At 31.8% G+C, this 14,468-nt stretch carries 11 protein-coding genes; all 11 read right to left on the minus strand.

Annotation, left to right across the window (positions count from 1 at the left end):
• Positions 1-7 precede the first annotated feature (7 nt).
• The 11 genes from EV144_RS20630 to EV144_RS20680 all read right to left on the minus strand — a co-directional run bounded on the left by EV144_RS20630 (position 8) and on the right by EV144_RS20680 (position 14,314).
• Positions 8-205, minus strand: coding sequence for a hypothetical protein (locus EV144_RS20630; protein ID WP_134151043.1), 198 nt, complete (start codon positions 203-205; stop codon positions 8-10).
• A gap of 408 nt (positions 206-613) precedes the next feature.
• A complete protein-coding gene (locus EV144_RS20635) occupies positions 614-2,482 on the minus strand; it encodes a hypothetical protein (RefSeq protein WP_134151044.1) in 1,869 nt (622 codons plus the stop codon).
• A gap of 514 nt (positions 2,483-2,996) precedes the next feature.
• Positions 2,997-4,496 carry a hypothetical protein gene (locus EV144_RS20640; protein ID WP_134151045.1) on the minus strand — a complete coding sequence of 500 codons (1,500 nt, stop codon included), beginning with the start codon at positions 4,494-4,496 and terminating at the stop codon, positions 2,997-2,999.
• A gap of 30 nt (positions 4,497-4,526) precedes the next feature.
• Positions 4,527-6,719, minus strand: a complete 2,193-nt coding sequence (locus EV144_RS20645) for a hypothetical protein (protein ID WP_134151046.1) — start codon at positions 6,717-6,719, stop codon at positions 4,527-4,529.
• Positions 6,720-7,101: 382 nt separating this feature from the next.
• Positions 7,102-8,568, minus strand: a complete 1,467-nt coding sequence (locus EV144_RS20650) for a hypothetical protein (RefSeq protein WP_134151047.1) — start codon at positions 8,566-8,568, stop codon at positions 7,102-7,104.
• 398 nt (positions 8,569-8,966) lie between these two features.
• Entirely contained in the window at positions 8,967-9,161 is a 195-nt protein-coding gene (locus EV144_RS20655) for a hypothetical protein (protein WP_134151048.1), read from the minus strand.
• Between the two features lie 707 nt (positions 9,162-9,868).
• On the minus strand, positions 9,869-10,048 hold the full coding sequence (locus tag EV144_RS20660; protein ID WP_134151049.1) for a hypothetical protein: 180 nt from the start codon (positions 10,046-10,048) through the stop codon (positions 9,869-9,871).
• 39 nt (positions 10,049-10,087) lie between these two features.
• Complete coding sequence (locus EV144_RS20665) at positions 10,088-10,687, minus strand: hypothetical protein (protein WP_134151050.1); 600 nt, start codon at positions 10,685-10,687, stop codon at positions 10,088-10,090.
• A 405-nt stretch (positions 10,688-11,092) separates the two neighbouring features.
• Positions 11,093-11,287: a hypothetical protein gene (locus EV144_RS20670; protein ID WP_134151051.1), complete on the minus strand. Its 195-nt coding sequence runs from the start codon at positions 11,285-11,287 to the stop codon at positions 11,093-11,095.
• Positions 11,288-11,311: 24 nt separating this feature from the next.
• A complete protein-coding gene (locus tag EV144_RS20675; protein WP_134151052.1) occupies positions 11,312-13,699 on the minus strand; it encodes a hypothetical protein in 2,388 nt (795 codons plus the stop codon).
• Positions 13,700-13,900: 201 nt separating this feature from the next.
• Entirely contained in the window at positions 13,901-14,314 is a 414-nt protein-coding gene (locus EV144_RS20680) for a hypothetical protein (protein WP_134151053.1), read from the minus strand.
• Between the last annotated feature and the right edge of the window lie 154 nt (positions 14,315-14,468).

Genomic DNA, 14,468 nt, shown 5'->3' on the forward strand with positions numbered 1-14,468 from the left:
TTGAAAATTAAATGCTGCTGTCTCTGCTTTCTTTTTTAATGACTTCAGTCAGATTTTCACTTTTTTCGTAAGCATTTAATGGAGTAATATTGAAGCTATCGATAAAAATACTTCCTTCAGATAGTAGTTGATTCAAAGGATTTTTGAAATTACTCATATCTGGTATTTTAGGTGTTTCTCCTAAATCTTTTGGTGTATAATCCATGATCTGTTAATTGTTTAATGATTAAATATGATGTATAGCTGAGGTGCTAACTTTCGGAAATATTTTGAAAGTCAGAATAATCGATTTATGCTTAATTTACTGGGGTAATATTTGCTCTTAGAGTATGTAAAAGTAGGAAAGAGAAGCTTGAAAAAAGAATTATTAGAGCTTCGTTTTCAGTAGTTTCAGTGGAATGCTTTATAGGGTTAATATTTTGTATTTCATCTGTTTAGTTGCTTTTTTTTGAAAACCTTTTTTATATCGTTGTCCAAGGAGTGGTTGAGAAATTAAAAGCCACTATTGAAAATAATTTTTGGTTTTCTTGTGGTCGCTTTTTGGAGAAATTAAATTATTTATAGAGCTATTGTTAATGAAAGGCTATATTAATAAATGTTAAATTTTTGGAGTTTACCAGGTAGTTAAAGGAGATCTTTTCCAAGTGTTTGTAGCGATGCATATATAAACATAGTTATTATCAATTCTGATTTCGCCTTTCGTTCCTGAATCTGTCGCTGAAATTGGAGCAGCAGAAGCGGTTACCATATTTGGCAGATCTTCTAAGGTTGATAAAGTGTAAATTCCTCCGGATTTATTTGGAGCATAAAACATGTTTCCTTGAGTACCTTGCGGATGAAATACAAAAGTATTATCTAAACCGTTTCTACTAACTCTAATGCTGCCACTTGTAATTTCAGTAGCGGCAGTTTGAATTTCTCCATACCAATTATGAGCACCGTAAGTATTTATTGAGCCGTAACTTATACTAGACATAGGTTTATACGGATCATTAATTTCAGGATTTAAATCGAATATAGCTTTAGTTGTCGATACATTTCCTTCATTTAATACCTGTTGTAAGTTTTGACTACCCCCGGGAATCGTAATATTTCCGTTTATATCAGCAAAATTTCCATTTACCGATATTGGTAATGTTTTTATCCCAATATCTGATGGAATATATAACTCTGAATTTGAGGTTAGATCATAAAATCCGATTTTTGTATAAAAAGCACTAGCCACCTCATGATATAATAATGAATTGGCAGAATGTGAGAGTACTGTAACTCCATCAGTTGTTTGTACTGAATTTGGAAATATATTAGTAGTAAATCCTCTAAGATTATCATATAGACCTATATTATAATTCGACATATAAGTTCCTTTATTGCCTAGTCCATTACTGTTTTCACATATAGAAATCGTTGTTGTAGCAGTACTACCATTATCTAATACAGATTGCAGATTTTGAGCTCCGGTTCCAGAAACAGTAATATTACCGTTTTCATCTGCAAATTTTCCGTTAACTGATATAGGAATAGTAAAAGTACCATGTGTAAGCGGAAACTCTAAAATATTATTTTTATAAACCTCGGTCAAAGTCTGCTTAACATGTAAACTTCCATTCGTATTAGTATCGCCTCTAGAAAAAGAATGTACAAGTCCATCAGGGTTTAGAGTAGAATTTAAGGACGCTGAATCATAATCTCTATTCATGCTATTAGTTATATAATTACCTCTTAAATTCAAAGTATATTGGTTATTACTACCTAATTCTTTGTGTTCAAATTTTAAACCACTTAAATTAAGTTCTGCATTTTGGTTTTCTCTGTAAGAACTCAAATCATGACCTTTTTCGATAATAATACCATTTACAATTGCTTTATTTAACAAAATATCTTCTCTTCCTGTATTTTCTGCAGTTATAACTTCTTGCAAAGTCGGAGTATCTCCTCCAGAAATATCATCTATAGTAGCTAAAGTATAGGTTCCAGGATTTTTTAATGGGAGTATAAAGTCTCTCGGATTATCATCTGTTATAGGACTACTAGTTAGAGATGCATTTCTATGAACACCTCCTCCTCCCATTGGGTTATAAAATTGTATTTTACCTTGCGTTAATTCTACAGCTCCTTCTCCAATTAAATCAGAAAACTGTCCTATCATGTAAGATGTCATAAACGAAGTCTGATTAGGATTGGTACTGTTTGTAATTGCTAAATATGAATCATATGCTACCGGATTTACTGCTAAAACTTCTGGTAATCCCTGACTTCCTCCGCCATCAATACCAATATCCCCAGAACCTACTATAGATTCACCATTGATTGTTTTAAAATCAGATTCATTTAATAACTCGTCAAATCCTTCAATATCTCTTGCAGGAATTTTTTCATTTTTATGTCGGAAAGAATCCCAAGTGTCCCAAAACTGAGATTGAGTGGGTTTTAAACCAGTTTTAAACCAGTTTTTGATTGTTTTTAATGTTTGTATTGCCATATTTTATTTTTTAAATTATGCAGTTAGAAATTTTAGCGAGTTCATTCTTTTTCTGATTCAGAAAAAGAATGAACTCGCTTAATAGATTATTTTATTTGTATAGTTGAGGCAACTACTTTCTGAAAAAAAATGAAGGCAGTTATTATTTTTTACATCTGTCTAACAGACTAAATAATTAGATTTTATGAGTGTAAAAGTAGGGTAGAGGAGTCTGAAAAACGAAAAATTAGGTTTTCGTTTTCAGTCGTTTCAGTAGAATATTATTAGATATAAAGCTTGATTAATAGTTTTTTGTTTTCTTTTTTGAGTACTCATTTTTTATATAATTATTCACGAAGCAATTATGAAATAAAAAGCACCATTATAGAAATTTTGATTCTTTTATGGTGGCGTTGAATTAATTTCAACATAGATGAATTTAATTATTTTCATTCTATAAAAAAGGCTTATGTCTGAAAATAAAAATTTTAAAGTTAATTTATCATATCTGGTTATCTAATTTAAGTGTTGTTTATTAAGGGCTTACTATTGTAATGGCATATTGTATCCAGCCTAAATCAGTCTTCTCATAAGTTAAACCTCCTCCTGTAATTCCAAGACAATGAACTCGAAAACCATTTGAGGCATTTGGATAGGTAGAATTGAGTGTCATTCCTGATAAAGAAGTTGTAGTTGAATTGTTTTTAGTAAAATTATCGATGTTCTGAGAACGATTCTCATCTATCATCCCTTGGATTATCTCAATAGAAATTTCTTCATCATTTTTTATTACATTACCAATTTCATCCAGAGTAAGTAATCTTTTAGATGGTTTTATATATTCAATAAGCGCAGTCCATTTTGCTAATACTATATTTCCCTTGGATCTGCCAATAATATCTTCGACACTTATTCCAATCTCAGTACCTAAGAAATTACTAGTATTTCCAGATAGAGATATTTTATCAACTCCACAAGGATTTATACCTCCACCACTGTAATATACATATAAATCACCATTAATAAATTTAATAGTTTGAGGATTACTACCACATGTAGCAAATATTGATGCAGAACCTGACGAAGTTATTTTAGTGACATTACTTGATAGGATATTTGTTATATATACATTATTATCATCATCACAACATAGATCAAAACATGTATTACCAGTAGTATCATACACAATCATATTATAATTTGGTTCTATTTTTGTTACTTTGTTACTCGAATAATGTGTAACATATATGTTATCTAGTTTATCTATAGTCAAATGAGTTGAAAACCCCTGTGCTAAAGTAATACTATGAACTATCGTGCCAAATTTATTTATTTTTCTTACAATATCGTCATTTAGTATCCACAAGTTATCATTGGAATCTATAGCCATATATGTAGTACTAGATATTCCATAAGATATAAGTTGAGTTAGTACTTGATTAGTGTCTATCTTATGTATAACTGTTGTAAATCTATCTGATACAAACAAATTTCCAACCGAATCAATACATAAATCATATAATTGATTAGCTGTTGATATATAAGCATACTCCGTTGTTTTGCCAAATGAGTCTACTTTATATATAGTTTTCTCATCTTGAATTATAACAAATATATTGTCTTCTGAATCAACAACCATCTGACTAATACCATTTTTATTGTTCATTCGATATACACTTGAAATACTAATCGGATTGTTTAACTTTGCAAATCGTAATCCAGATTTACTTTCCTCATTTGATTCGATCGTAGCTGTTGTACTATTATCATCATTATTTATTTCAACACTTATATTTGAATTGATAATTTTATTACCCGATTCATTAAACATTGATATATTGAATGGTGTTCCACTGTTTTCTCCTCCAAATTCACTCCTAGGAACAGATTTCACTTCATTATCCATGCCATGAACCAAAATATTGTCTGTTGAATACCCTTCATTTACCGTATTCAGCTTTAAAGGTTTATTAATTTCATAATTGCCTGTTGAAGATTGTATTTCGTCAGACTGTATTTTTATATTTTCTTTCATCTGTTTGTTTTTTAAATTAAATGATGTCTGTTATTCAATGCTATATTGAAAAATTAATGAACCCTGATATTGGTTTCCATTAAAATGAGGATAAAAAGAAACCGTAAAACTGGTTGTATTAAATCCTTGGCAAATAGCCGGAACATAATCGTTATCACTCACATTTACAACAGTTCCTGTTCCTATATTTGCAGAAAAATTATAAATTGAAGTTGGAGTGGTCAAGAAAAATCCTGATCGGGTATTTGCTACGTTTACTTCCGCAACGAATGTTACTCTTGCTGTCACGATATTGCCTACTTTTGAATAAGTAGCTTCTAGTACTGCTAAATCTGTAACATTCTCAATAGCAGTTATTGTTGGTGTAAAATTTCCTGAAATACTTGATTCGACAACATTTCCATTCGCATCCAAGCCAATTCCATTTACAGCATTTCCTGTTGCAAGTCTTTTTATATTTAAAAAATCAACATATGCCGTATCGTTAGAATCTCCAATTATATTCTTTCCGAAAACAATTGTATTTTCTCCATTTGCTTTTGAATCTAAACCATGAACAAATGAAAACATTCCATTTGCTTCACTATTATTTCCTCCTGCATGTGAAGAAAAACCAGTTGCCTTGCTTCCTGAACCCTGTGAATGAGATGCAGGTCCGCTTGCAATTGTATTTTGACCTTCAGCATGACTATTCATTCCTTCAGCTTTTGATCCACTACCTTGTGCATGAGATGCATATCCTGAAGCTACTGTTCCAGATCCTTCAGAATGACTTGCAACAGCTGTAGCTTGAGTATTTAGCCCTTCTGCGTGTGCTATGTCATCCATTGCTTTAGAATCTTGTCCTTCAGCATGTGAATTTTGTCCGGATGCTAATGTACCAGTTCCTTCAGCATGAGATGAATCTCCTAATGCTGCGGTAAAATTTCCTTCTGAATGAGATCCGTTATTACCTGCAGCTAGGGTGGCATTTCCTTGTGCTACAGCATTGCTTCCAGTTGCATTGCTTCCTCCATTTGAAGCCTTTATTGAATTAGATCCAGTTCCAGAAGACCATACAAGATCATCTAATGTGGCTACGGTATAATCCCCAGCAGCAGATTTTGCTGGAAACATAATATTAGTAAAAGCAACAGGCGGAATAATACTAACTGTCGTTGAACCGTTAACATTGTATGATTGCAATTCTGGAGTACAATTAGAGTTATTGATCCATTTTGAAATTATTCTAGCAAAAGCTGTCCCATCTGTAGAATTTGTTATAATTGCCCCACTATCATCATTTATAGATACTTCTGTGTGTCCTTTCCTTCCATAACTACCTTGATCTAATACTTGTTGTAAATTTTGAGAGCCACCTGTAATATCGTTGAGTGTGGCAAGAGTATATGTTCCAGAATCTTTATCTTCCGGAAGTTCAAAATTTAAATTTTTCCCCTCAATATATCGTCCTCTTAATATAGTAGCATTTAATCCACTAGCTGTTGTGCTTAGTGTAAATTCATTTGTTCCTGCTAATAATCCAGAACCTCTTCCTATTATGGCTACATTTTCTTTGTCAGTTCCGTAAAATCCTAAACAAGTTGCGTTGCCTTCATGGGATTCTGGGTCAAAATAAAACTCTCCTGTTTCTACTACCTGTTGTAGAGTTGGAGTAGTGCTGCCTCCAGAAATATCATCTGTAGTAGCCAAAGTATAATTACCATTAGGTTTATCAATTGGTAAAGTATATGTGGTTTGGCTTGTAGTGTTATAAGGAACATAAAGCATATTATACCACCCATTAACTCCATTATCATTATTTGACAAAATTATTCCAGCATTTGTTGCTGATATATTACTGTTAACATGCCCTGGTGCAGGTTCTGAATGACTTAAGCTAGCATAAGTATTTCCAAGAGATAAAGATGACTGAACTAAGCCATCTCCAACTCTAACTTCAAAAATTCGATTATTTTCACTTCCCTCAAGAAACTTTAATTTAGAGTTATTAGAGTCAAGTGAAGCATTATTCCCATTATCCAGTGTTTGTTGCAAATCCTGAGCCCCACCACCAAACTCATTCCTAGGAACAGATTTCACTTCATTATCCGCGCCATGAACCAAAACATTGTCTGTTGATTCCCCTTCATTTACGGTATTTAGTTTTAAAGGTTTATTAATTTGATAATTGCCTGCTGAAGGTTGTGTTTTGTCAGACTGTGTTTTTATATTTTCTTTCATTTTTTTTATTTTAATTAAAATTGTTTTGTCAATGAGCGTTTGCAAGGCGTTATTAGATTCAGTTTGCACAAAAAGCCCAAGATTATTAGAACATTTTGCTTCTAATAATCTTGATTGGCTTAGTCTAAAAGACATTTGATAGTTTTAATTTTTCTCTTTTAATTCTGCTTTTTGAAATCACTTTTCTTCTTTTGAACAAGGAAGTAATTTCTGGCAACACAGCAGATAAAAGCAAACCGATCAATTTGATTCGGTTTATTGTTGCTAAACTTAGTCCTGCATCCTGCAATAGATCAAATTTTGTATCAATAATTCCAGTTAATACAATTAAAAAACGAACAACTATATTTATTCATAGAATTAATTTCATCTCCATTTTTTTTTAAGATACAATTGTTATACTACGAGAAACCCAACCTGTACTTGTTTTTAGATACTCTAATGCTCCTGCTGTTATATTTTTACAAATTAGAGTATCTCCTTTTTTTGCGAACGGATAATTGGCATCTAAATAAGAAGCATTTAAAGCATTAATAGATGAATTCTCAAATACTTCTGTTACTGAAAGGTTATACTCTCCATCAGGAATATTTTCTGGAAAATGAAAATTAGCTGCACCTAGGGTTGTTCTGTTAAAAGAAAGGCTAACACTACTTCCTATTGTATTATCAGCTCCAAACAGAATTTGATTAGCATAAGTAAAGTTTTTATTTAAATCATAATCGGTAAAACTTAAAGCAGCATGGTCAATATATAATTGCTTATTTCCTGAGCCAGAAGGTGCATATATCTGCATATTTCTAGTAGTGGAATTTCCAATTGATAAAGTTTCATCGAAACCACCTGTTTCTATATTTCCGTATGTATTTGCATATTTACCATTGACGGATATTGGAAAAGTTTTAGTGAACGAATCCAACGGTACTGGATATAGTAATAATTTTTCACTAGAACTTGTTGCTTTGTCTAAGATAGCAATGCCTCTTGATGTATAAGTAGCGAGCTTTGCATATGTACTTAATACCAAACCTTCTATATCTAATATTGCAGTTTTACTTACAGAATCATTACTTATCCATAAAGTTAAATTATTAAGAAAAGAAGAAGCTGATGAAGTCGAGCTAGAATTAAATCCAATACCTTTATCAACTGCAATTTGATTATTATCTAAAACTTCTTGTAATGTTGGTACACTTTTATTAACTGAGACCGTAATATTACCCTTTTCATCTGCAAATTCCCCATTAACAGAAAAAGGCAAAGTTCTTTCTGTTATACCTGTCAATGTAGGTAAAGGTAAGTTTATATTTGTTGTGTTATTGGTTTGAACATGAGTTAATTGTATTAGATTGTTGCTGTAATTAGTTGTGTAATATGGATCTCCATTTTTACCAACTAAAAATCTATTTGATCTAATATCTGTAAATTCATTTGTCTTGGTATCCCAAATATTAACGTAAGTTGGTGATATTTCAGAAATTATATTATCTTTCTCAAATCTTGCACTTAAACTAGTAGTATTTTTAGAAGCCAATACATCAGTAAGTGTTTGAGGTAGAATGTATGGATTTTGTGGGTCTGTATTATCTACATTAGTGCCATTTACCGACTGAATATTTTTACCTATACCAATATCTCCAAAACCTAATATTGATTCACCATTGATTGTTTTAAAATCTGATTCATCAGTTTTAGAATCAAGTAATTCGATAATTCCCTCAATATCTCCCACAGGAACTTTTTCGCATTTATGTCTGAAAGAATCCCAAGTATCCCAAAATTGAGCTTGTGTGGGTTTTAAACCTGTTTTGAACCATTTTTTTATTGTGTTTAATGTTTGTATTGCCATATTTATGGGTTTTAAATTATGCAGTTAAAAATTTTGACGAATTAAATTTTCCTGAATAGGATAAACAATGAATTCGTTTAATAGGATTATTTTGATTTGTACAGATGAGGTATCTGCTGCCTTGAAAAGCAAATATTATTTTGTGCCTGTATGGCAAATTAAATATTGGGAATTTGAGAGTGTAAAAGTAAGATAGAGAAGCCTAAAAAACGAAAAATTAGAGCTTCGTTTTCAGTAGTTTCAGTAGAAATATGATTGTGTTTAATGACTTGTTAAACATGACGAAAAGCCACAGGTAAGAAGACATTATTATCCTCCAGCGCTGTGGCTTTGTTGCTAATTTAGGAAGTATTTATTTGTTGGAAGACTTTTTTAATTCCCGTCTCTAGGAATACTTTTTACTGCTCTGTTTTATTTGAAAAAAAAGGAGTTGCACTTGGTAAAGCAGCTGATAAGACTAATCCAACTAATTTAATCCAATTGATTGTTACCAATGATAATCCAACCTGTTGTAAAAGGTCAAATTTTGTGTCAACAAAACCAGTTAAAACAATTAACAAGCTCACAATAAGTGCGAATTTTGATTTATTCATATTTAAAATTTACCTACTGTTTTATCGGGTAATATAAAAGATCTTTCTATTGCTAAACCACCTACTAATGGACTACTTTTTAATCTAGCTGATAATATACCTCCAAAAGAATATACATTGTAAAACGCGACTTCATTTTCATGTAGTGTTAGTTGATTATTTTCTCCTGTAATTAATAGATAACCAGAACCTAGTGAAGTATAACTTGTTGGATCGAAAGTTGTTGTTAAATTTATATCTTTAGTAATTCCTGTTGATCCCTCTTCTTAAACTTGATCTAATGTAGGTGCTGCCCCACCAAACTCATTCCTAGAAACAGATTTCACTTCATTATCCGCGCCATAAACCAAAACATTGTCTGTTGATTCCCCTTCATTTACGGTATTTAGTTTTAAAGGTTTATTAATTTGATAATTGCCTGCTGAAGATTGTGTTTCGATATTGTCTTCATTTGTTTATTTTTTTGAATTAAACGCTATTCTAAAATGACTGGTTGTTTGTATTTAGGTGTAGGGATTTTTTAGTATAAAATATTTTATGTCTCGAGGAATGAGACAAAGTTTATTCTCCACACATTATAAAAATACATTTAAGATCATCAGATAATTTATTACTTTCTCTAATGATCCTAAATGTTTTTGGTCAAAAATGAATGTGCTCGTTTTACTAATTTGGGCAGATTATTTAATTAAGATGCCTAATCTGACTTATTTAGATGCTTCGGTTTTATTGCCGTCTTTGCTGGCAATTAAGCCTAAAGCAATACAGAGACTTGTTATTTGTCCGCCAACTTCAGCAGTGATATATCCTAAAGCAACAGAAACAGCAACACTTCCAACAATAATTCCTGCTACTGTTGTTTTCCAATTTTTAATTATATTTTTCATTTTTTATAAGTTTAATTGTTTAATAAATATTTGCAGGTTTTACACTATAAATTCTTTCGAATCTTCAAAGCTTCCAATCGTATCTCTTAATTTAATAATAGAGCCAGGTGTTAATTCAAGCCATGATATCCATAATTCTGGATAGGATCCAGTAGGCCAAGCACTAGAAAATTCAAGCTCTCCTGGTCTTTTATACATAAGTACAATGCCATTAAATGCACCACAGCTATAAGATCTTTGTAATACTTCCTGATCAAGTTCATAAGTAAGTACGTGGTTATTAACGTATGATTTAATTTTGCCTACTAAATTGTTTGATTCAGTAAAACTACTCATCAAGCTGGTGTCTCCACCGTAGTAAGTTGCTTGACCCAGGAAATTACCTTCGCAATATCCTATTACGGTATCGCCGATTTCTAATTGACTAGCAGTATTAGGACTAACTTTAAAAACTATAAACTGTCCTGATGAAATAATTTTATCCCCAGTTAATAATTGTTCAATCCCTTCAATATCTTCGGCTGGTACTTTTTCGCATTTATGTCTGAAAGAATCCCAAGTATCCCAAAATTGAGCTTGTGTGGGTTTTAAACCTGTTTTGAACCATTTTTTTATTGTGTTTAATGTTTGTATTGCCATATTTTTGGTTTTTAAATTACGCAGTTAAAATTTTTTGATTAATTCAATATTCCTGAATAGGATAGACAATGAATTTGTTTAATAGATTATTTTGATTTGCACAGTTGAGGTATCTGCTGCTTTGAAAGCAAATATTATTTTGTTCTTGTATAGCAAATTAAATATTGGGAATTTGAGAGTGTAAAAGTAGAGTAGAGAAGCCTAAAAAAACGAAAAATTAGAGCTTCGTTTTCAGTAGTTTCAGTAGAATATGATTGTGTTTAATGCCTTGCTAAACATGACGAAAAGCTACAGGTAAGAAGACATTATTGTCCTCTAACGCTGTGGCTTTGTCGCTAAAATAATTACCGTAGAAAAGGATTTTTATGTTGAAGGCTTTTTTTTATTCTTTACCTCCAAAGAATTTTACTGCTCTGTTTTACTTGAAAACAAAGAAGCTATACTTGGTAAAGCAGCTGACAAGACTAAGCCGACTAATTTAATCCAATTGATTGTTACCAATGATAATCCAACCTGTTGTAAAAGGTCAAATTTTGTGTCAACAAAACCAGTTAAAACAATTAAAAGGCTAACAATTACTGCAATTTTTGATTTATTCATATTTAAAATTTATTGGTTATTTTTTTAAGGTGCAGCAGTAACTGAATATTCTGCCCATCCTGTCGCTGTTTTTTCATAAATTTTTGCTCCTCCAGCAATACTCATACACTGAACTCTAAAACCTCTAATAGCATCAGGATATGATGTAGTTAAATTTGAACTAGATAATGCCGAAGTAGTACCGTTATCAACTGCAATAACTGTAACTAGTGTGCCTGATGTTTTAGGTAGGTAATATTGTCCTACTCCTGCAACCGTTTCTAACGGAGGATATAGTGTAGCACTTCCAAATGAATCGGCTTTATCAAATTGTATATAGGTAGGATTAGCTGTAAATTTATCGGTATAAGAGCCTTCATGTTTGTCTGTTAACTCTAAAGACCTAGTATTTAATGCACCAGTACCTCCATACTCATCTGTCAAGTAGACAGCGCCTAGAGTACTTAAGTTAGTACCCAAAGTACTGCCAGTACTCAATAAATTTATCCCTCTGTCATACACAGTACCGCCATTGTCTAATACCTGCTGTAAATCTTTTTCAGTATCTTGCGTAGTTGCTAATGTGTAATTTGTATCTCCTATCAGTCCTGAATACTGAGGTAAATAAAATCTTTGTCGGAAACCAGTTTCTATATTCCTTTCTGCTAACGTTAGTCCGTTTATTTTTTCTAATAGTACCTGAGGATTTTTCTCTGATGCTAAAGCCGTATCTGCGGTACTTACTGATAAATTTATACTATTTATCCTTTGATCTATGTTAGAAGTATTATCTCCCCCTGATAAAAATAGTAAGTTTCTTCTATTATTGGGGTCTTGTGATAATAGTCTGACTTGTGAGCTCCCTCCGTCAGCTATGGCAGTATTTCCAGTGTCCAAAGTTTTTTGTAACGTAATATCATCATTAGTCGCTAAAGTTCCTTCATGGTTTGGTAATAATATTATCCTTTCAGAAATAGTGTTATTTGTTTGTTCTCTTAATACGCTTTTATTTAAGTCTGATTGATTTTTAAAACTAAAACCATCATGAGAAATAAAATAATTAACCTCTAAGTCATTGTATCCAACCCCACCAGCCCAAGTATAACCAAAAGTATTATTTGTTATATCATTAGTATCATATACTGTAATACCTCCTGATTCTATATTAGTTCTATTGGTAGAAAAATCACCATTACTAAATTCTAAAAATAAAGGTTCTGTAACTATATTACCTGATTGCAATACCTGTGTAATATTTTGTGAACCTCCACCTCCTGTAATATCATCTAAAGTCGCTAATGTGTAGTTTCCCTCTGGTTTTACTGGAAACCTAAATTGGGGAGTATTATTTACTGAACCATAATTTGTAAAATCTAGTATATTCCCTCTCCAATTTAATTCAGACCCATCATTTTCCATACTTCTATAAGAAGTTAATGGAGGTACATTACTCCAGTTTTTGTCACCTTCGTTAGCTGTAACTCTATCCGTTACCTTAGACATAGACATACCGTATTGTCCAATGACTGTATCTTCATTACCTTCTCTGTAAGCTGTGGTATTTCCGTAAATATGCATAAAGTTCTCACGAAGCCATATCATGTATTCTGAGTTATGGTCACCATCAAGATCACTGTATAATAATATACTGTTTTTGTCTATGCTTGTTGAGCCTGCTGTTGGATTACTATTGTCTAACATATAAAAACCGTACCTGCTAGTACTGTTAGCATTAAGCACACTCTCAAAAGTAACTCTACCTCTTTTAAGCTGTAACCCGTCAAAATAAGCGACATTATTTGAACTTGACGGGTTAGCCGAGGGTACAGCCATAGTAATCTTAGAAGATGTTACTATTTTTGGATATTGGAAAGTTTCTCCGATTGTTGTATAAGGAATTTTATCTGCCACGTACCTAAATGTCCCACTTTCAACTTCTGTACTTGTAAAAATTACATCATGTACGACATCATCCAGTGTTAGCTTTATAAGTAAAGTACTAACACTACCAAAATAGTCTATTTCAGAATCTATCATAAATTTATCTACTAAACTAAATTCTGAACCATTAGTAATAAATGTGCTTGTAGCTTCTGAAACAAATGTAATTTCTGAGTTACCACCTAAATTAAACTCCTTTACATTTGTGTAATTAAAATTGTTTCCAGCTAAATTAAAATTTCTATTTCCTGTCGCATTAGTATCTTCTACTCCAAATTTTTGAGAACTACCAGCATCACCACCTATAGAACTCTGAGGAACGTATTTAACAATCTTATCAGCTCCACGTACCAAAATACTGTCTGACTTCGTGCCGGCATTTACAGTATTTAATCGTAACGGGTTTTGTATTGTATATTCAGTCGGAATGGTGACCTGTGAAAATCCTGTATAGGATATTAATACTAAAAATAATAAAATGAGTTTTTTCATATTTTAAATTGGTTGATTTGTAATGTTATTTGAAGTTGTTGTTTTTAAATGGCTGTCTTGTGTAAACTTTCCATCAATGATTGCAATAACAACAGTTTTGTTTTCGTTTTCGGGGTCAGTCAGAGTTATTACATTGGACTTAATTTGTTTTTCTAAGGCTTGAATCCTTCCTTCGAATTGTCTAATAATTTTCTTTTTTATTTATAGAATTGTGTTTACACTAAAGCTTTCAATTTGATCTATGTTACCGCCAGTGTAAAAACCTGATATCCAATTGATATCTACCCATCCCATAACATAATCATTTACTTCTAAGACAAACTTATTAGCCGGGTTTTTATTTGTTGGATGTTTCCAAACTGTAAATTCGCCAGTATGAATATATTTCGCAGATATCAATAATTGCGGATGCGCTGCAGGATCAGTTAAATGATTTTCAAAAGAAGATTTATCTGCTTTATTATCTAATAAAGGAATAATGCCTTCAATCTCTGCAACTGAAACTTTTTCAGATTTATGCCTAAAAGAATCCCAAGTATCCCAAAACTGACTTTGCGTGGGTTTTAAGCCTGATCTAAACCAGTTTTTTATGATTTTTAATGTTTGTATAGCCATATTTCTCTGTATAAATTATTTGATTAAATTTTTGATGCGAGTATTTTTTCTAAGTATTGTATTCGGGAAAAAATAAAGATTATTCTTATCAGGTATTTTGGGCATTTTGCTGATGCCATTTGATAATACATTATCCATAAGGCTTATTGTTTTA

The sequence above is a fragment of the Flavobacterium sp. 270 genome, assembly GCF_004368785.1.
Taxonomy (GTDB): Bacteria; Bacteroidota; Bacteroidia; order Flavobacteriales; family Flavobacteriaceae; genus Flavobacterium.